General features: G+C 37.8%; 22 protein-coding genes. 7 read left to right on the forward strand and 15 right to left on the reverse strand.

Translation table 11 applies throughout. From position 1 onward, the window contains the following. Nucleotides 1-420 precede the first annotated feature (420 nt). The 11 genes from MHB48_RS19685 to MHB48_RS19735 all read right to left on the reverse strand — a co-directional run bounded on the left by MHB48_RS19685 (nt 421) and on the right by MHB48_RS19735 (nt 11,444). Nucleotides 421-1,383, reverse strand: a complete 963-nt coding sequence (locus MHB48_RS19685) for an oligopeptide/dipeptide ABC transporter ATP-binding protein (protein WP_342599491.1) — start codon at nt 1,381-1,383, stop codon at nt 421-423. Nucleotides 1,384-1,394: 11 nt separating this feature from the next. Then, complete coding sequence (locus MHB48_RS19690) at nt 1,395-2,318, reverse strand: C40 family peptidase (protein ID WP_342599492.1); 924 nt, start codon at nt 2,316-2,318, stop codon at nt 1,395-1,397. 3 nt (nt 2,319-2,321) lie between these two features. Continuing rightward, entirely contained in the window at nt 2,322-3,410 is a 1,089-nt protein-coding gene (locus MHB48_RS19695) for a dipeptide epimerase (protein ID WP_342599493.1), read from the reverse strand. 13 nt (nt 3,411-3,423) lie between these two features. Next, entirely contained in the window at nt 3,424-4,347 is a 924-nt protein-coding gene (locus tag MHB48_RS19700; protein WP_342599494.1) for an LD-carboxypeptidase, read from the reverse strand. Nucleotides 4,348-4,522: 175 nt separating this feature from the next. After that, nucleotides 4,523-6,178, reverse strand: a complete 1,656-nt coding sequence (locus MHB48_RS19705) for a peptide ABC transporter substrate-binding protein (protein WP_342599495.1) — start codon at nt 6,176-6,178, stop codon at nt 4,523-4,525. Between the two features lie 56 nt (nt 6,179-6,234). Next, nucleotides 6,235-7,221: an ABC transporter ATP-binding protein gene (locus MHB48_RS19710; RefSeq protein WP_342601433.1), complete on the reverse strand. Its 987-nt coding sequence runs from the start codon at nt 7,219-7,221 to the stop codon at nt 6,235-6,237. Between the two features lie 144 nt (nt 7,222-7,365). Further along, nucleotides 7,366-8,313, reverse strand: coding sequence for an ABC transporter permease (locus MHB48_RS19715; RefSeq protein ID WP_342599496.1), 948 nt, complete (start codon nt 8,311-8,313; stop codon nt 7,366-7,368). Continuing rightward, on the reverse strand, nt 8,313-9,248 hold the full coding sequence (locus tag MHB48_RS19720) for an ABC transporter permease (RefSeq protein ID WP_342599497.1): 936 nt from the start codon (nt 9,246-9,248) through the stop codon (nt 8,313-8,315). The genes MHB48_RS19715 and MHB48_RS19720 overlap by 1 nt, the downstream gene beginning before the upstream one ends. Nucleotides 9,249-9,262: 14 nt before the next feature. Next, entirely contained in the window at nt 9,263-10,087 is an 825-nt protein-coding gene (locus MHB48_RS19725) for a M55 family metallopeptidase (RefSeq protein ID WP_342599498.1), read from the reverse strand. Nucleotides 10,088-10,507: 420 nt separating this feature from the next. After that, complete coding sequence (locus tag MHB48_RS19730) at nt 10,508-10,858, reverse strand: hypothetical protein (protein ID WP_342599499.1); 351 nt, start codon at nt 10,856-10,858, stop codon at nt 10,508-10,510. Between the two features lie 160 nt (nt 10,859-11,018). After that, nucleotides 11,019-11,444, reverse strand: a complete 426-nt coding sequence (locus MHB48_RS19735; RefSeq protein ID WP_342599500.1) for a dual specificity protein phosphatase family protein — start codon at nt 11,442-11,444, stop codon at nt 11,019-11,021. Between the two features lie 91 nt (nt 11,445-11,535). On the opposite strand from MHB48_RS19735, the gene corA reads away from it, so the two are divergent. From corA to MHB48_RS19750, 3 genes are all read left to right on the forward strand, one after another. Further along, entirely contained in the window at nt 11,536-12,498 is a 963-nt protein-coding gene (corA, locus tag MHB48_RS19740; protein WP_342599501.1) for a magnesium/cobalt transporter CorA, read from the forward strand. 126 nt (nt 12,499-12,624) lie between these two features. Continuing rightward, nucleotides 12,625-13,719 carry an RtcB family protein gene (locus tag MHB48_RS19745; protein WP_342599502.1) on the forward strand — a complete coding sequence of 365 codons (1,095 nt, stop codon included), beginning with the start codon at nt 12,625-12,627 and terminating at the stop codon, nt 13,717-13,719. A 258-nt stretch (nt 13,720-13,977) separates the two neighbouring features. Next, nucleotides 13,978-14,178, forward strand: coding sequence for a hypothetical protein (locus MHB48_RS19750; protein ID WP_342599503.1), 201 nt, complete (start codon nt 13,978-13,980; stop codon nt 14,176-14,178). A gap of 364 nt (nt 14,179-14,542) precedes the next feature. Here MHB48_RS19750 and MHB48_RS19755 read toward each other — a convergent pair whose 3' ends face one another. The 4 genes from MHB48_RS19755 to MHB48_RS19770 all read right to left on the reverse strand — a co-directional run bounded on the left by MHB48_RS19755 (nt 14,543) and on the right by MHB48_RS19770 (nt 17,610). Then, on the reverse strand, nt 14,543-15,349 hold the full coding sequence (locus tag MHB48_RS19755) for a hypothetical protein (protein WP_342599504.1): 807 nt from the start codon (nt 15,347-15,349) through the stop codon (nt 14,543-14,545). Between the two features lie 103 nt (nt 15,350-15,452). Continuing rightward, complete coding sequence (locus MHB48_RS19760) at nt 15,453-15,827, reverse strand: hypothetical protein (protein ID WP_342599505.1); 375 nt, start codon at nt 15,825-15,827, stop codon at nt 15,453-15,455. A gap of 19 nt (nt 15,828-15,846) precedes the next feature. Next, complete coding sequence (locus tag MHB48_RS19765; RefSeq protein ID WP_342599506.1) at nt 15,847-16,320, reverse strand: acyl-CoA thioesterase; 474 nt, start codon at nt 16,318-16,320, stop codon at nt 15,847-15,849. Between the two features lie 333 nt (nt 16,321-16,653). After that, nucleotides 16,654-17,610, reverse strand: coding sequence for a DUF4003 family protein (locus MHB48_RS19770; RefSeq protein WP_342599507.1), 957 nt, complete (start codon nt 17,608-17,610; stop codon nt 16,654-16,656). Nucleotides 17,611-17,703: 93 nt separating this feature from the next. Between MHB48_RS19770 and rluF the strand changes: the two genes are divergently transcribed. The 4 genes from rluF (at nt 17,704) to MHB48_RS19790 (ending at nt 20,008) form a co-directional block, all read left to right on the forward strand. Continuing rightward, nucleotides 17,704-18,411: a 23S rRNA pseudouridine(2604) synthase RluF gene (gene rluF / locus MHB48_RS19775; protein WP_342599508.1), complete on the forward strand. Its 708-nt coding sequence runs from the start codon at nt 17,704-17,706 to the stop codon at nt 18,409-18,411. A gap of 17 nt (nt 18,412-18,428) precedes the next feature. After that, the gene (locus MHB48_RS19780) at nt 18,429-19,148 is read left to right on the forward strand and encodes a hypothetical protein (RefSeq protein WP_342599509.1); all 720 of its coding nucleotides are present in this window, start codon (nt 18,429-18,431) and stop codon (nt 19,146-19,148) included. A gap of 98 nt (nt 19,149-19,246) precedes the next feature. Next, entirely contained in the window at nt 19,247-19,669 is a 423-nt protein-coding gene (locus MHB48_RS19785) for an SRPBCC domain-containing protein (RefSeq protein ID WP_342599510.1), read from the forward strand. Next, a complete protein-coding gene (locus MHB48_RS19790) occupies nt 19,670-20,008 on the forward strand; it encodes a metalloregulator ArsR/SmtB family transcription factor (RefSeq protein WP_342599511.1) in 339 nt (112 codons plus the stop codon). It begins immediately after the preceding gene. Nucleotide 20,009: the final 1 nt, after the last annotated feature.

A 20,009-nucleotide genomic window follows, 5' to 3' on the forward strand; every position in this document is an offset into this window, starting at 1 on the left:
GTCTCCCTCTTGGATTGTGAAAGAGCATGGTGCATCATTTGGTTTGGATAATGAAAGAAGAAATACTTTCTTATTTTTTTAAGGCGTCCGAAGATACAATTTCGGATGCTCTCCCCTTTTTTATTAAACGATACTACCTATTTTTCTCTATTTCCACTTTCTTGATAAGCGAAAGGAAGTACACCAGTTCATTGATTGGAGCGGAAGGCGGCGACTCCTAGGGGATTAGCAAGCAAATCAAGACCCTGGACTGAGCGCAGCGAAATTAATTTTTGCGACAAGCTTGCGCAGGAGCAAGGGAAGCTGCCCCCTGGAAGCGTCCGCCTGTAGCGGAAATCAACCTGTTCATGTAATAAAAATTTATCTACTTCCTTATTCTTTAAATAAAAGAGTTTTGCTTCTTCACGACGGCTTTTCCAGTTAGTTATATAAATGACACGCAACAAAATGTCCAGCTGCTTGTTCTTTCCATTCCGGCTTTTTATCTACACAAATATCCATTGCATGTGCACAACGTGTTCGAAATACACAACCAGAAGGAGGATTTATCGGACTAGGCAACTCACCTTGCAATAGTATTCGTTCCCGTGATTCCTCTATATCGGGATCTGGAATAGGAATTGCTGATAATAATGCCTGCGTATACGGATGCAAAGGATTATCGTATAACTGATTGCTCGTAGTTAGCTCCACCATATGTCCCAAATACATTACTCCGATGCGATCGGAAATATATTTCACCATGGATAAATCATGGGCGATAAACAAATACGTTAGCCCTTTTTCTTTTTGTAATCGCTGTAGCAATTTTACTACTTGTGCTTGAACGGAAACGTCTAGTGCTGAAATTGGTTCGTCTGCAATAATAAACTCAGGGTCTAGAGCTAGTGCTCGAGCAATACCGATACGCTGTCTTTGTCCACCTGAAAATTCATGTGGATAACGATTGGCATGATCTCGATTGAGCCCCACATCTTCTAACAACTTATACACTCTCGTTTTTACCTCTTCTTTAGAGTTATACAGTTTATGAACTTCCATTGGTTCCGCAATAATTTCAAGCACCGTGGACCGAGGATTTAGTGATGCATATGGGTCCTGGAAAATCATTTGCATCTTTTTCAAATACTCTTTTCGTTCTTTCTCGCTCATTTCATGTACATTTTTTTCTTCAAACAGAACATTACCTTCTGTTTTATTGTACAATCCTAAAATCGTTCGTCCTGCAGTAGATTTTCCACAACCGGACTCTCCAACAAGACCAAATGTTTCCCCTTTTACGATATCAAAACTAATCCCATCTACGGCTTTTAATGTTTTTCCGTGACCAAGATCAAAATGGCGTTTTAAATCTTGTACGGACAAAAGAACTTGTTCCGTCATGTAAATCCCCCCTAAACGGCATATCTTCTTACTGCGCAGATTTCCTTTTCCAGCTTGGATCCTTCTAACATTAAAATTTCAACTGTTTTCCCTGTAGAGGGGGAGTGCAATAATTGCCCGTTTCCATAATAAAACCCCACATGACGCACGGGTCCAGTTCCCTCATCATTTGCAAAAAACAGTAAATCTCCTTTTTTCCAAGAGGATGGATCGCCAATAGAAACTTCTTCACCACTCCGGGCTTGATCACTTGCATCGCGCGGAATTAAGTATCCACAAGCCTTCAGCATATTGTATGAAAATCCAGAGCAATCGTATCCGTACGGAGACATTCCCCCCCACAAATACGGCAAATCTAAGTAAAGCTCCCCTAAAGCTACTGCCTCTTCTGCAAGGAGTTTAGGATACTGCTCCGTGGATACTGCATAGTCAGCATCTTTCTTTAACAACAATGCATCTCCATGAGGTGTTTGGACTTTAAAATATGGTGCCTCTTCTGAAAAAACTGGAAGCGTCGTATTAAAAGGGACAATCAACAGAGGCTTCTCTTTCATGTCCCACAGTTGTGCTTTTATGGAAGATACTCGTACAACCCCAATAGAGTTCAATTGCTCCGACTTTTTTAATTGTGCTAAAGGTACCCACCCAGGATAGCCACGACTATCTTTTTTAGAAGGTTGCCACACAGCAATGATTTTTGCCCATTCTCCTTCTATCTCTTCTACTAGCACTGGTTCTCCGTAAAGGAGTTGCGTTTGTACACGATTTTCATTGCATAGTGCAAGTCGTTCATTGTACGTCAATGCTTCAAGCCATTCTGCCAACAGTACTGGGTTTGCAACTCCTGGTGCATCCAACTCTCTCATAGAAGTCGGTTCTGTCCAAACAGTTGCAACTTTTACCGAACACACCCATTCATTCGCTTTTGTTGTCATCTACTAACCCCCAACTCTTTTCAAACGTAAAATGCCAAGACCAGGTTCTTTTGAAAACGTAATCTTACTTCCTTCATATATGACCCCACCAATCAAAGGATCGCTGACGAGCATGAGTGGGGCGTCAAAATCGTAAAATTGAATATTCGGTTGACTAGCGGCAAAATGAGCTGCCGCAGTAATTCCTAGCTTTGTTTCAATCATGCTTCCTACCATGCAAGCAACCCCATTTGCTTCTGCCAGCGTATTTATCTTTTTAGCATTATAAATACCACCTGATTTCATCAGTTTAATATTTATCAAATCAGCTGCTCGCATCTCTAAAACTCGTTTTGCATCATGGATAGAAAATACACTTTCATCTGCCATAATGGGAGTATCTGTACAATCTGTGACATATTTTAACCCTTCGATATCATGAGCAGGAACGGGTTGTTCCACTAATTGAATCTCGAACCCTGCATCTTCCATCGTTCGAATTGCTCGTACAGCTTCTTTAGCATTCCATCCTTGATTGGCATCAAGCCTTAATTTTGGTTTATTTCCTATTCGTTCTCGAATTGCCTGTATACGGGCAATATCTTCTTTTATATCGCCTATACCCACTTTTACTTTCAGCACATGAAACCCGTCTTTGACATAACGTTCCGCATCATCCGCCATTTCAACTGGGTCATTTACACTCACTGTAAAATCGGTTTCTAGCGTATCTCGATATCCGCCAAGATATTGAAACAAAGGATATCCGGACTGACGGGCAATTAAATCATAAATGGCCATGTCAACAGCGGCTTTAGCACTTGTATTTCTAACAAGAGAAGCATTCAATTTTTGGAAAACGCGCTCACTATCCATTACATCAAGCCCTATAAGCTGTGGAGCAATAATTTCATTAATCGCATACCGAATACTCGCCATGGACTCTCCAGTAATTACATGCGTAGGAGGTGCCTCACCATACCCTGTAGAGCCTTCCTTTGTAGTTAGCTTTACGTAAACAGAATAGGCTGTTGTAACCGTTCGAAGTGCGGTTTTAAAAGGCTTTGTAAGTGGTACAGCGACATCAAATGTTTCAATGGACTGAATTATCAACAGATCTCCCCCTTTATTCAACTCCTGGTAAAATAACAAGCGATAAGTTATCTGCGTCCAACTGAGCGTCTGCTCCAAGTGGAACGGCAAAATGCGGTTGACAATGTCCTATTTTAAACCCTTTTACAGCGGGCTTTCCTAGATTCCCTAAGTAATGGTTAAATACCTCTTCCAATGATAATGAAACCTTCCGTTTTTTAGGATCAGCGTCCAGAAAATCACCAATTACAAAACCAGCTGCTGCATCTAATTTCCCTGCCTGCCGTAGTTGATTAAGCATCCCATCTACTCGGTATGGCTCTTCTCCGATATCTTCAATTAATAACAACTTCCCTTTTGTATCTATCTCGTATTTGGTTCCAATTCCACTTGCAAGAAGTGATAGATTTCCACCTGTCAACTCACCTCTTGCAATTCCAGATGAAACTTGTGTTAAAGGAGAAACGGCTTCTGTATAGTGAAGCTCCATTGGTTGAAACAATTGCAAAAACATCTTTTTGGATAGCTCTTCAAACGAGCTTTTTCCTACATCTGAAGCTAACATAGGACCATGGAAAGTAATGATATCAGAATATAAATTCATAGCTGTATGTAAAAAAGTAATATCTGAATAGCCCCAGAAAATTTTCGGGCATTCATTCATTAATTGAAAATCTATCTTATCCGTATACCTACCAGAACCGTAGCCTCCACCTGCACAAATAATCCCAGCTATGTTCGGGTCAGCGAACATCTCATGTAAATCTTCTAAACGTTCTTCATCTGTACCAGCAAGATAACCATATACATTTTCTATACTTTTCCCCATTCGATAAGATAATCCTAACTCCTCTAAAAACGATAGAGAGCGTTTAAGTTGTTCGAGGTTAGGTGGACTTGCAGGAGCAATAATTCCAATCGTGTCCCCTTTTCTCAATCTTTTTGGACGTTTTCTCATATGTAATTTTCCTCCTTTTATAATGAAGGTTATGTTCAATTAGGCTGTTGCTCTAAGCATATAATTTGTGGTAGAACCCGCGCAGAATGCACGCGGATTCTACCAAATAACAAAATGGAGTTTAACAGCACCATAATGAAAAGGGGCGGCACCTTTAGCAAGTGCCGCTTCTTTTTTAGTTTTTATCAGCCCATTTTAAATCCATATATCCAACTGGATGTCTAACAATTCCTGAAACAGATGGTTTTTCAAGTGTTACTTGGTTGTAATAATATAGTGGGAATATAGGCATTTCATCCATTAATAATTTATCTGCTTGTATTAATAATTCCCAACGTTTAGTTGCATCTTTCTCGTTCTTGATATCCGCAATTAATTTATCAAATTCTGCATTAGACCAAGTTGTACGATTCATAGAAGAACCTGTGATAAAGCTTTCTAATGCATTCACTGGATCAGCATAGTCAAATAAGAAAGAGGAACGCGACATTTGGTACTTAAACTCTTTTTGTTCCGAAGCAAAAACACTTGCCTCTACATTTTGTAATGCTACCTCAACACCTAGAACTTCTTTAAATTTACTTTGAAGTGCTTCTGCAATTTTCTTATGTGAATCGCTTGTTGAATATGTTAACGTAACTGCAGGTAATTCAGAATAACCTTCCTCTTTCATACCTTCTGCTAATAGTGCTTTCGCTTTTTCTGCATCATGTTTTATTAATACGCCAGCAGTATCTCTAAATTCTTTTCCATCTGGACCGATAAATCCATAAGGAACAAAGCCCTCAGCTGGTTTTTGCCCGACTTTCGTTACAAAATCAACGATTTCCTGTTGATTAACAGCATAACCAAATGCTTGACGAATTTTTTTATTCGTGAATGGTTCCATTGATGTGTTGAATCGATAGAAATATAAACCAGCCTGATCTTCATTTTTTAGTTCTGGGTCATTTATTAAACTTTCTGCAAGTTCAGATGGTACTCCAGAAGTATCTAGTTCACCTGTTTGATACATTTGGTATTCTGTATTGGAGTCATTAATCATTGCCCATTGTACTTTATCAAGCTTTACTGTGTTAGCGTCCCAATAGTTTTCGTTTTTAGCAAATGTAAAACTTACATCATGCTTCCACTCAGTTAATTTAAATGGACCATTTCCTACGAAAGATTCCGCTTCTGTAAACCAAGTAGGATTTGCTGTTGCTACTTTTTCATTGACTGGGAAAAAGCTTGGGTTGGTAATAATATTTAAAAATGCCTCGGTTGGAGCAGCCAATTTTACTTCAAAAACTTTATCTTCTAACGCTTTAATAGCTACTGCATCTACAGTACCTTCTCCGCTATTGTATGCTTCGGCTCCTTCAATGAAATACGCTAGGAAAGCTGCTGGAGAAGCAGTTTCTGGATTTAACATATGCAACCAACCATATACAAAATCACTCGCTACCACGGGATCTCCATTAGACCATTTTGCATTATCACGAATCGTAAATGTATACGTTAAGCCGTCTTCTGATATATCTATTTTCTCTGCAGTAGCTTCTTCTGCTACATGATCTTTAGAAAGTCTTACTAAGCCTTCCATAAGGTTATTTAATGCACTCCAAGATACTGCATCAAATCCTATTGATGGATCAAATGAGGTTGGTTCATTACCATTGTTTAAGTAAAGTACTTTCTCAGCTTTTGTAACTGGCTCTTCTTTTTCTTCCCCTTCTGTCTCTGGCTCTTTCTCTGTATTTGTCTTTTCTCCCGCGTCTTTAGTAGCTGTACATGCACTTAACACAAGAACAAAAAATGCTACAAAGATTAATGATAACCATTTCTTCATCCTAAATCCCCCTTTATATTCTATATGTGAATGCACTTGCGCGCGTTCATCCAGCCTTAGATTTTTACCTGTAATACTTTAGCCCTTTCATCTTGGAGCCAACAATCTACTGCATGTGTTTCTGATACTTTTGTTGTAAAAGGATAAACATGATCACACACTTCCATTGCGTACTGACAACGAGCGGTAAATGGGCATCCCGTTGGTGGGGAGAATAAATCTGGCGGAGTTCCATCAATTGGTTGCAGTTCTTCATCTACTAAATCTAATCGTGGAACAGAATTTAGTAGGCCCTTTGTATATGGATGCTCAGGAGTATAAAAGATTTCTCGTTTATCGCCAATTTCTACTATTTTCCCAGCATACATAACAGCAATTCGATCCGCGATTTTTGCAACTACCCCTAAATCATGGGTGATTAATATAATGGATATATCCGTTTTTCGTTGGATTTCTTCAAACAACTCTAAAATTTGCGCTTGAATTGTGACATCTAACGCCGTTGTGGGCTCATCTGCTATTAATAGTTCTGGATCGCAAATAAGAGCAATGGCAATTACAATACGTTGACGCATCCCTCCCGAGAATTGATGAGGAAATTGCTTTAATCGCTCCTCGGGATTTGGTATTCCTACCAAACTCAGCATCTCTATCGCTTTCCTTTTAGCTTCTTGCTTTCCAATTTCTTTATGAGTACGAAGTCCCTCCGTTAACTGTTCTCCAATTGTTAGTGTTGGATTTAACGCAGTCATTGGATCTTGGAATATCATAGAAATATCGACACCTTGAATTTTCCTAATCTGCGCTTTAGACATTTTAGTTAATTCTTTTCCTTTAAAAAAAATACTTCCATTTTTAATCATCCCAGCTGGCTCTGGAATTAACCCCATAATTGCATTAGAAGTTACACTTTTACCACATCCAGACTCTCCAACTATCGCAAGTGTTTCTCCTTTGTACAGGTCAAAGTTAACTCCTCTAACCGCTTCTACTTCCCCGCCATATGTGCGAAATGAAACATGTAAATTATCTACTTGCAACATTTTTTCAGCAGATATATTTTTCTTTTCTCTCACCTTATTTTTTATCTTAATTGAGTCATCTGTTTGAAGAGTTATTGCTACTTCGTCTACTTTTCCACTATTGAGCTCTTTAGAATTAGCTAATGGATGTTCATTCATAAATTCTCACCTCCTAAGCTTCGGATCAAGTGCATCTTGCAGACCATCCCCTAACACATTAAATGCAAACATCGTTAAGGAGATAAAGAATGCCGGGAAGAATAAACGCCACCAATGACCAGATAAAATAACGGGTAATGCATCATTTGCCATTACACCCCAACTTGCAAAAGGCGCTTGAATTCCTAGACCTAAGAAACTAAGAAATGCCTCTGCAAAAATGGCACTTGGAACGGTAAGCGTCATCTGTACAATAATAGGTCCCATCGTATTTGGTAGTAAGTTTTTACGAATAATTCTGGACGTTTTTGCACCAAATGATTTGGACGCTGTCACAAATTCATAGTTCTTTATTTGCAATACTTGCCCACGCACAATTCGAGCCATTCCTACCCATCCAGTCACGGTCAGCGCAACGATAATGGTCGTTAAGCTTGGCCCCATCACAACCATCAATAAAATAACAACTAGTAAATGTGGAAGCCCATATAACACTTCTATTACTCGCATCATCACTGCATCCACACGACCACCTTTATAGCCGCTGATACCGCCATAAATAATGCCAATGAAAAAATCGATTAGCGCTGCCATTACGCCTACAAATAAGGAAACTCTAGCACCATACCATGTTCTCGTAAAAACATCGCGACCAGCCTCATCTGTACCAAACCAGTGGCTACTTGATGGAGCTTTATTTTGATTTGGATAGTTGGTTTCGTCAATAGCATATGGAGAAAACATTGGACCTAAAATAGCAAACAGCGTGAGTAGTATAAGGAATATAAGTCCGGCCATCGCTAGCTTGTTTTTCCGCAACCTTCTCCAAGCATCCTTCCAATACGATAAAGAAGGTCTCACTACAGACTCTGCCTTTCCCTGTTCTTTTAGTTTTGGACGAAACCATTCATCCTTTACATGTTGTGGGGATACCACATCTTGTGGACTCGTCATTATGCATCCCCCTCTTTTCGATGTAATTTTATTCGTGGATCTAGAAGGCCATAGACAATATCCACTAGAAATAGCATGAATACTAGGAATGCACTATAAAATACTGTAGTACCCATTATTACTGGATAATCTCGGTTATTAATACTCTCCACAAAATATTTCCCCATGCCTGGGATTGCAAAAATGCGTTCAATTACAAAGGTGCCAGTTAGTATACCAGCAAGCATCGTACCCATAATCGTCACGACAGGCATAAGCGCATTTCTTAATGCATGCCTAACTACAATTCTTAGTGGTGAAAGTCCTTTTGCACGGGCCATTTTAATATAATCCTGTGTCAGCACTTCGAGCATACTGGACCTCGTTAAACGAGCAATAATTGCGGTTGGCCCCGTAGAGAGTGCAAGTGTAGGTAATATCATATGTAACGGACTGCTCCAGGTAGCTGCAGGAAGCCACTCCAAGTTCACTGCAACTTGTTGAATTAATAACGTTGCAAGTACAAAATTTGGTACAGATATGCCAACAACCGCGAAGGTCATGGCTAAATAATCAATAATGCCGTTATGCCGCAGCGCTGCTAGTGTACCTAATATTATTCCAGATAGTAATGCTACGAGTATCGTAACCATTCCAAGCTCGAACGAAATAGGGAATCCTCTTGCAAGTAATTCATTTACTGTTTCATTTGGCTTTTTAATAGAAGGACCAAAGTCAAACGTTACGATAGACTTTAAATAATATAAATATTGAATATACATCGGCTCATCTAGTTTATAAAACTTTTCTAAGTTTGCTTGAATGGTAGGATTAGAGGTTCGTTCCCCGTCAAACGGAGAACCAGGAATCGAGTGCATTAACCCAAAAGTTAAAGTGGAAATGATAAGGATTGTTGCAATCATCATGAGAAAACGTTTAATAATATACTTTGTCATCAGAAAGCTTCCTCCTAACAGAATTTCGCTTGCATTGCTAGCTCTACCATGACAAGCATCGCTCGATATGCTTCTAATATATCGATTGCTTCAAACTTTACTATCGTCGTCCCTTCTATAATTTCACAGCCAGGCATGAGGGCTGCCCATTCTGCTTGTCCATAGTTTGCAAACTCGATACGCAATACTGGATTTTTTGGTGGAGTGAGTGGTTGAATCTGATCACGCTTACTAATTGCTTCTGCTATTCTCTCTCTTAATAACGCTTGGGCTTTTTGAGGATGCAATGTCTTAACTGCCGACCTTGAAATAGATTGTTTTACAGCTGCAGTCACTACACCAGGTATAAGCGCTTCTGCTTCTCTACAAGCTCCGTCATCTCCTGCAACCATAATGACAGGCACACCATAATAACCTGCGACATACGCATTAAATCCAAGCTCACCAATGACTACTTCGTTTATAAAGATATTCCGAACGCCAAAAATCATGGAATGACTCATTACACCTGGTTGTCCAGCTCTTGAATGGTAACCTGCAAAAACTGCTCCTATATATGTTTCATCTAGAGACTGTACCATTGAATACGGTTTTAGATCTCCTGTGATTAAAGAAGCTTCTGGATGTAACTCCTCTACTAAAATATTATTCATTTTAGAATGACTGTCATTTACCAACACTTCTTTTACACCTTTCGATAAAGCCCCTTCCACGATAGCGTTTGCTTCTTGTGTCATTATACGTCTTGAACGTTCATAATTATGCTTACTGGAGTCTACGAAGGTATGGTCTGGTAATCCCGTAATCCCTTCCATATCAACTGAAAGAAAAAGCTTCATAATACGCCCCCTATTCATCTGTTTTTTACATCAATTATTTCCACTTATGGAATAACTATCACTTTATCAAAATATACCGAAAATTACAATATATTCGAAGAGTTGAAGTGGGTATATTTATTAAAATAAAAAATAAAAGATCCATAATGGTGTTATAGATGAAAAATCCGCTCGCTTTTCGCGGACGAACTGCCAAGATGTTGGTCACAGCGCCCTTTCTACGTCGAAAGGCGTAGCCGATAGACGCAAATCCGCTATGGGGTCTTGGCAGCCCATTTTTCCGCAAGAGTCTCGCAGATTTTTGTCACAAAATATATGCTTCTCAAAAAAAGCAGCGTAACTTTACCCAGCCAAATAAAAAAGCAAATGCTCTTATAAAAAGGGCATTTGCAATCTACGACACGCTTTTGCACATTGTATTTAGTATCGAGGTTGACCCGGAAACATTTGTTGTTGTGGAAACGGCTGTTGGAATCCACCTTGTTGCCACGGATTGTTCATAGGATAAGCTTGTTGAGATCCTGGTACACGGACGGTTTCGTTGGTTTGTGTATAGAAATGCTGAGGGACATTGACAACATGTTCTCTATTCACATTCACAAACGGATGGATAACAGGTTGCATTCTCGGTAAAAAAGTATCCCGAACTCGATATTGTGGTGGACATACTATTGGTTGAGCAGCTGGTTGTAGCCAAGGTACTTGCTGGCAATGACATGATTGACCCATTACCTTTTGATGCCCGCATGAATGACATGGACGTTGGTTCATGATAAAATCACCTCCTTCTTTCACTTATACTAGTAAATGCAAAAATCTGCCTTACAAGCTAGACAAACACCTCAGTTCATTGCAAATAAATATCTCTTGTTTCCTTAGACTCGAAAAAAATGCCAAAGAGGAATTGACATTCTCTTGGCATTTTCATTGATTAATTACTGTAAATTCTTTTTAAAGCTGCTTTTTGATCTGCTTTGACGTTAATTTTCGGACGAATCGATTTTGCTTTTATTTCTGCTTCTTCAATGGATTTCGCCAAGCCTAATTCCATTAAAGTTGCTACTGCTATAGTGCCAGCTCTACCTCCCCCAGATGTACAGTGAAAGTATACGTTTTTTCCTTCCTTATACGCCTTCACTACTTCATCAACTGCAGCTTTTATCGATTTGTCTTGATGAGGCGCTTCGTCTGCTATTGGTTGGTGTATACATACTTCTTCTGCTGGATGCTCTTTTTTCGCCATTCTTAAATCAAAGATGACATCAATTTTTTCATTTTCTAAAAGAGGCTCTACTCCGTCTACTCCCCCAACAAAAATCCTGTCGGCTATAAGTGCTTCATAATTCTTTTCAGACATAGCTAGACCACCTTATTTTTTTACCGTTATTATAACATAGAATTTATGGGATAATAGAAGTAGAAGATTTGGTAAGAGGGAGGTTTTAGAATTGATTCGAACACTTGGGATTACAGCTAACTTCGACATAATAAATGATTTTCCTTTAGAAAGGATTAAGGAAAAGACGTTTGAATGGTATTGGGTAGATATTAGTGAACCAACGAAGGAAGAGGAATTGTTACTTAGTTCGTTTTTTCATTTTCATCCATTGGCTATTGAAGACTCCTTACTAAGACTTCAACGTCCTAAAGTGGATTTTTATGATGGGTATTCCTTTTTCGTTTTACATACTTTTAATGAAGAAACGTTAGAAGCAGAAGAACTAGATATTTTTGTGGGCCAAGATTATGTTGTAACGTTCCATTTTCCACATATGCATGAATTAGAGGAGGCACGGGAACGAATAATTAAAAGTCCAAAAGGATGGGACCGTGGTGCCATTCATGCAACTTATCATATTGTAGACAAAGTCGTAGATGCATACTTCCCTATCATTTATAAAATTGAAGATTATTTAAATGAAGTTGAAGATCAGCTAACATTTGATATGCGCCACTTATCCATGAATCAAGTGTTCGATCTTCGAAGTGATTTACTTCGATTACGCCGTACTATCATTCCCATGCGAGATCTGCTTTATCGAATAATGAACTCGGAACGGTTAAATTTACATCAATCGGAACGAACTTATTTTGCGGACATATACGATCACTTACTAAAGCTTACGGAAATGGTTGAATCTAACCGAGAGTTAACTGCTGATATACGAGACAGTCATGTGTCTATAAATGCTAGTCGCATGAACCGAATAATGATGATTCTAACGATAGTTTCAACTGTATTTATTCCTTTGACATTTATCGTTGGTGTGTATGGGATGAATTTTGAGCATATGCCGGAATTGAAATGGGATTACGGTTATTTTGCAGTGTTGGCACTAATGATTCTCATTGCTTTATCCATGCTTGCTTGGTTTAAATACAAAGGCTGGTTTAATTTGTTTAAAAACTAATTTTTAGAACTGGTTAGCCGTTGAATGTCTATTATGCAGGAGCCTCGCGGATTTTCATCACAAAATATATGCCTTTAAAAAACAACAGCCTTATTTAACAAACCCATTATATAAAGAGGTGAAATTTTGATAGAAATAAAAGGAACATATAATAACGCCATTGTTTTTACAGATACGATTGAAGATACAGCACAGCTACAGGTAGAGCAGCTTTGTAATCTACCCTTTTTACAAGATACGAAAATAAGAATGATGCCCGACCTTCATGCAGGAAAAGGCTGCACTGTCGGAACAACCATGACAATTACAGATAAGGTTGTCCCTAACTTTGTTGGTGTTGATTTAGGTTGTGGAATGATTTGTGCAAAACTGGATGTCCAAAAGGAACATATTGACTTTGAAAAATTAGACAAAACCATTAAGAAAAATGTGCCGAGTAGTACTCGCATTCGTCAAAAGGAACATCGCAACACTATAGAAATACCTTTCGCTGAAGTCGCTGCTCCCATTAATGAAAAAAGAGCTCGGTTAAGTTTAGGTACACTTGGCGGCGGAAATCATTTTATTGAACTAAATGAAGCAAAGGATGGAAGAATTTATTTAGTTATTCATTCTGGAAGCAGAAATCTAGGAAAACAAATTGCTGAGCATTATCAACAAGTTGCACATCAAACGCTTGGAAACGCTGTTTCAAAAGATCTTGCGTATGTAGAGGGAGAAAAGATGAAGGATTACTTATTCGATCTCTCTATTGCGCAGAAGTATGCAGCATACAATCGAAAAACAATGGTTGAAGTAATTTGCAGAGGCATGAATTGGGATATAGAATCTGAGTTCGACACCATTCATAATTACATTGATTTAGATCATATGATATTACGTAAAGGTGCTATTTCAGCTCAAGAAGGGGAAATCGTCATTATTCCAATGAATATGCGGGATGGTTCGCTCATATGTCGTGGAAAAGGAAATCCTGACTGGAATTATTCTGGCCCCCATGGTGCAGGGCGATTGATGAGTCGTTCACAAGCCAGAAAGATTGTCGCATTGGAAGATTTTCAAGCTACTATGAAGGATGTTTGGAGTACCTCTGTTGTAGCAAGCACGGTGGATGAATCTCCATTTGCATATAAAGATATGAAAGATATACTATCTCATATTGATGATACAGTTGATGTGCTGGAAGTCATTAAACCGATTTATAATTATAAAGCACATTAAAAAACAGGAATTTCATAGGTTCAGAGGGAGAAAACGTAAAGTAACAGGTTAATTAGCGGGCAATTCGTATAGGAATCCGCCTTATTATTTTTGTTGGTATGATAGATATAATTGGGAAAAAATTGTAAAATGGCAAGGTAGAAGGTGAGCAATTTCTTTTGATTTTCCTAAACTTAATGATTATCCTCCTTATGGTTAATAATGCTTGGATGCAGTGAAATTGTTGGTTAGAGGAAAGTAATTGGAGGTATATTAATAATGACCATCGTTGTCTTTCTTATAATTGCTTGGATTCTAAGCTGGTTTAAATTTGAACAAATATTTATCCAAGCATTTCAAGAGCTTTTCAACAAAGAAGTTACAAAAGCAAGTTATTATTTCATCTTTTTTTGTATAGGTGTAATAGGTGACATCACTTTACTTTTTAAGGGTACTTTTTATGATAAATTACCTTCCTAAAAGATAATCGAGATTAAGTAGTAATGCAAAAGAATTTCAGACTGAAAGAAAACGCTTGTTAGACATGGAACAATCCTTTGGAGAAGCTGAGCTACAGTATTAGTAATGAGCAGTCGACCAAGTGGGAGTAAAGAAGAATGCAAGCATTTGTAAAAAAAGTATTGGATCGCATCTGTTATTCCAGTAAAGGGAGCATTAATTTAACAACATAAAATAACGCAGGAGTTCAAAACCCCTGCGTTTTATTGTGCGATTTAGTAACTAAAACGGGTGCTGTTTTATTGGTTCATTGCCTTGTTAAATCACTTTTTCTACTCCACAACCGAACTATTTATGAATTTCACCAGCTTTTTCCCTTTTTTATTTATTGATTGCCCGTCCAACTGTAAAATAAAGCTGCAAAAGTTAGTTTTTCTGTATGTGACAAATCGGGTGAAAGCGATACGTGGACGTTATACGCCTGTATTTCAAATGCGGGATGAGTGGCGTACGGAAATATACCAAAACGATATGTTGCTAACCGTTTCCCACTAGAATCATTGACATCAATATCTCCATACATACTTTTCGCCTCCATTTCATGCGTTTTTTCATTGTTTGCATCAAAAATAATAGCTCTATTTTTAACAGATACAGTAGGCATGACGACAGTAGATATATGAGTTTTTGTATGATCATACACTTTTAGCTGAATAAACTTTAATTTATTTTTAAATGTAAATTGACTTACAAGCTTACCATCTATTGTTTTTAATTCATATGTAATAGGAAAAAACATACCTCCTTGAAAAATAGCAAACGCAGATAAATTTCGAATAAGTTGATGATCTTCTGAAGGTGTAATTTTATAGAGTCGTTCTCCCATGCCAGAGACTAAGTAACTTTGAGGAATGAATGATATATCTCTTTGAAAGTTAAGTTCTTTAACTGGAAAATCAGCGGAGAAATACTGACTATCGACTATTTGCTCGTCCGGTAATTTGTCCGCCGCACTTTGAAAGAAAAAAGAAGAACTATACATAATAAATAAAGTTATCCCCAATACAAGATGCGTTTCATAGTCCTTCCACATGCCATCCCTAAAAACAAATAATATCGCTATGTATACTACCAGCCCAATTAAGGATCCAACCTTTGCGTATTTTGCATTTCGTTCGTATAGATGTTTCATGTTTATCACCTCTTCAAATGCTTACGGGCAAGCGATCAAAAAGTTTCATAGAAAACCTTAAAACCCTTCCAAAGTTACATACATAACTTTGGAAGGGCTTTTATTATTTTACTACAGCATGATTAAAAATCTTTTTCAAGAAATACCAAAGCACATATAAGCCCATGAGCATAAACAGGATAATTAATCCTGTCTCGAACGCTTGCGGCAAGCCAAATGTATCTAAAAAAATTTGAAACATCACTAGCATATAAATAATTCCTGTGATACCCGCTAATAACACAATTCCTATAATTGCTAGCAAAGAATTAGATAACTTTTTAATATGGTGTCGGTTTTTTATTAGTTCCAAAATAATAACAAGTATAATTGCGATGAAAGTAATGGTTACTTCCTGTAAATAGATAGAGTTGATTAGATAAATAGCAAGTAACATAATCATCAGATACTTATACAGTTCATCCAGTTGTTTTAGCACTTAGTCACTTCCCACTTGGTTAGTATTTCATATCTAAGCGTTGTCTTCGGTGTGTGCGTCTAGCAGGACCTGATTCAAATAGACGTTTTTCTTCTTCTGTTTCGGGGTGAATACCGCGTACAGGAATCGGTCTACCACTTTCATCTACTGCAACCATCGTTACAAAAGATTCGGTTGTTAACTTCTCTTCGCCAGTTAAGGGATTCATCGATGTTACTCGAACATATACTTCCATGGAAGAACGACCTGTTGAAGAAACAATCGCATCTAGTTCAATAACATCTCCCACTTTTGCAGGTGATAAAAAATCAACGGAATCAATAGAAGCAGTAACTACTCCTGTCTTTGCATGTTTCATCGATGTAATTGCTGCAATTTCATCTATATATGCCAGTACTTTTCCTCCGAAGATTGTTTCATGATGGTTCGTGTCTGGTGGAAGAATTAAATGGGTTTGGATAGTTCTTGATTGGCTCATCGGATTTGTATTCATTATGCATAACTCCTCTAGTTGTATTTCTTATTTAATTTAATCTCTACTATAAATATTATTGTCTAAATCTCTACATGTAATCCAGACTCTAAATTATTTACAAGCGCTATTGCTTCCTCTTATTATTATAAGGCATTATAGTAAATATCGGTGCAAAAACTTCATTACACACTATCGTCATGTCCTATTTCACATTTGTTAATACAGTTGATGTGAGTGTCCGTATCACAAACTACCGACTGACCACAATTTTAATCCCTTGCGATGTCGCTCTTCAAACTCGATATCATTAGTCTTTCCTTCATTACTTTGAGTATACCATGATGGTTAGTTCTAGTCCGAAGACGTAGCTGCCACACTTGTTGCTGCAATAGCAGAAATCATCATTGCTTGCTGCGCTTGAAGAAGCATTTCAAGGGAAGTTGCCATTGAGATTGCTGCTGTTGTATAGGTATCTTTTGACGATCTCATTTCCCATCCTAGCGCTATTGGGAATGCGCTTTCCTTGTACCACGCAAATAATTTCATGCTTGCTAATGATTCATAGGTTGAAACGATTGCATTTAGTTGTTCTTCAGTCATTTTCAACACTGCCATAAATCCGATCATTGGATACTGGGATCCATTAGTTTTTATTTTGACGCTTTTTAAGCCGTCTCGAATAATGACAGCTCTTGCCACCAAATCTTCATCGTAATCAGGACTTGAATATGTTAAGACTTGTGACATCCACTGTAATTCGTTTCCTGAATAAAACTTATGATTTCGCAGATCTTGATAATAGCGATTCATCGATTCTGCACGAACTACCGTATCTCCATCTAGTTTTCCTAAAAACATCGCATATGGATAATCATCGCTGGAAGTTAAAAATCGATGATGTTTTTTCATGTCCGTCATCAGTTGCTGCGCACGTGTCATCTCTTCTGCCCAAGCTTCTTTCTCATCGGACATCAGTAAAGCAGCGAGATACGTATAGCTATTTACTTTAAAGGAAGACTTTTTTAACGCCTCTACTTTTTCCAATAAAAGATCAACTGCTTGCTCGGGATCTAGACCCCCTGCATCTAGTGTAGCAACAAAAAGTGGATGTAAATGAGAACGCAACGGTGAAAATATTCCTGCTTTCTTTTTAATACAGGCTTCCATGTCCTTGAATCTTTTTTCATCAAACTTTTTCTCTAAAATTACGTAATATCCTGCGAGCGATAATGTCACTCGTTTGTCCACACCCCAACCTACTGCTTTTTTTAGTAAGCTGAATGTCTCTTCTATCTTTTGATTGATCATATGTGCTCACTCCTTTTCTTTTTTACGCTCTTTCCTCTAAAATAGTTTCAATTTTTGTTATAATTATTACAACAAGAAAAGTAGGTGTCGATTATGCGTATTAATAAATTTTTAAGTGAAGCAGGAATTATTTCAAGACGTGGAGCGGACAAATGGATCCTAGAAGGAAAAGTAACGATAAATGGCGAAGTAGCAGAGTTAGGAAGTAAAGTTCAGGCTGGCGACGATGTACGGGTTGACGGAAAACCAATTGTCGTGGAACAGCCTTTAGTTTACCTTGTATTAAATAAACCCGTAGGTATTACGAGCACAACTGAACGTCATATTAAAGGTAATATTATTGACTACATTAATCATCCGCTTCGTATTTTCCATATTGGCCGTCTTGATAAAGACTCAGATGGGCTCATTTTACTAACAAATGACGGTGATATCGTAAATGAGATACTACGAGCAGAAAATAGTCATGAAAAAGAATATGTCGTGACAGTCAATGAAAAAATTACAGTTACATTCTTAGAAAAAATGGCTGCTGGTGTAAACATATTAGGGACGAAAACACTACCTTGTAAAGTGAAAAAAGTAGGTCCAAATACGTTTAACATTACGTTAACACAAGGTTTAAACCGCCAAATCAGAAGAATGTGCTCTGCACTCGGCTTTACCGTGAAAAGGCTACAACGCATACGAATCATGAACATTACAATTGAAGGTCTTGCCATTGGGGAATGGAGAGAACTAACAGCAACTGAAAAAGAAGAATTGTTTACGACACTTAACTATTCACCAAAAAGGAAATAGCAAAGAGGGGGGATTGGATGTTAGCTTTAAAAAATACGGAAAACCTAACTGGAGCATTAATCAGTGGGGATTTTTGGGACTTAGATGAGCTTTGTACGACGATCTATCATCTTACAAGAAACCAAGATCGAAATTTAGAATGGCAAGGTGCTCGAATTCGTCTACTTAGTATCGCCTACGATTTGCGTCATGCATACCAAGGGGAACGCAATGTTGAATTTGTTGCAAATGGGTTACATAAAGCAACCATGAAAGCACATGATTTTATCGCACCTGAAAATAATATATATTATTCTGCGGAGATACTCTGGCCTGAGCTTGCTTTCGCATTTGTTGCAATTAATGATTTTATTAAACTTTATAAAAAGGAGGAGGAAGCTACAGATTATGATATAAATGTCGTAAATGCTCGTAAGTTTCAAGCCATTATCGCGAAAGGATTAAAGGAGAATATGTCCAAAGAGGAGTATACCTTTTTCCTTTCCTCCGTTTCTTCACGAAATGCATCTGTGCAGGAATACGCCGTTCAATATATTGATACGTTGAATTTATCTTACATAGAAATGCCAAGAGAGCAGCGTTCGAACTCTTTTGCCGCTATCATTCATAATATTATTGTCGATAACAATGAATACGATTCTTTTAAAAGAAAAGTACTGACAGAAGCCAGTAAAACGAAATGCTCTATACATGATTTACGACTAGATATAGAATATCCAGAACATATCGAGTGGTAACAGAATGTCTGCGACACTTGACATAAAACCAAATGGTTTCGTATTATTAATTTAACGAAACCATTTGGTTTTATTTTATTAAGAAAGTAGGCGTATTAATGGAAAATAAACTAGAAGATATTATACAAACCGTTGTAATAAATGCACCAATTCAAAAAGTGTGGGAAACCGTATCAACTTCAGAAGGTATAGCAGACTGGTTCATGCCAAATGACTTCCAACTAGAATTGGGACATGAGTTTCACATTCAATCACCTTTTGGTCCATCACCTTGTAAAGTAACAGAAGTAAACCCTCCAAATAAACTTTCTTTTATTTGGGACACAGATGGTTGGATTGTATCATTTATTTTAAAAGAGATTGGTGACAAAACTGAGTTCACTCTTATTCATGGTGGGTGGAAACAATCAACTGACATTATCACAAAACCCAATGAGGATAGTGCTGTAATTCGTGAAAGAATGGCTTATGGCTGGGAAGGTATTGTTCAAGGTCGTCTAAGAAAGGTTGTTGAAAACTAAGTGTCTTCTTCTGCACAGAAATATGATGTCTTTCAGGCAATAGCAGATCCCACTCGGAGAGAAGTTCTAAAATTACTTGCGGAAAAAGAGTTACCTATTTCCGAGATTACTTCTCATTTTTCAATGAGCCGTACCGCAATAGCAAAGCATCTTCATGTTCTATCTGAAGCTGAATTAGTGTCGGGGCATAAGGTTGGTAGAGAAAAAAGATATCGCCTTCACCCAGAGTCTTTTAAAGAATTAAAAGAGTGGCTTTCCTATTACGAACAATTTTGGAATAACAAACTTTCTATTCTTAAACATGTTGTAGAGAAGGATAATGAAGATGACTTTAACTAAA

Source organism: Psychrobacillus sp. FSL H8-0483, assembly GCF_038637725.1.
Taxonomy (GTDB): domain Bacteria; phylum Bacillota; class Bacilli; order Bacillales_A; family Planococcaceae; genus Psychrobacillus.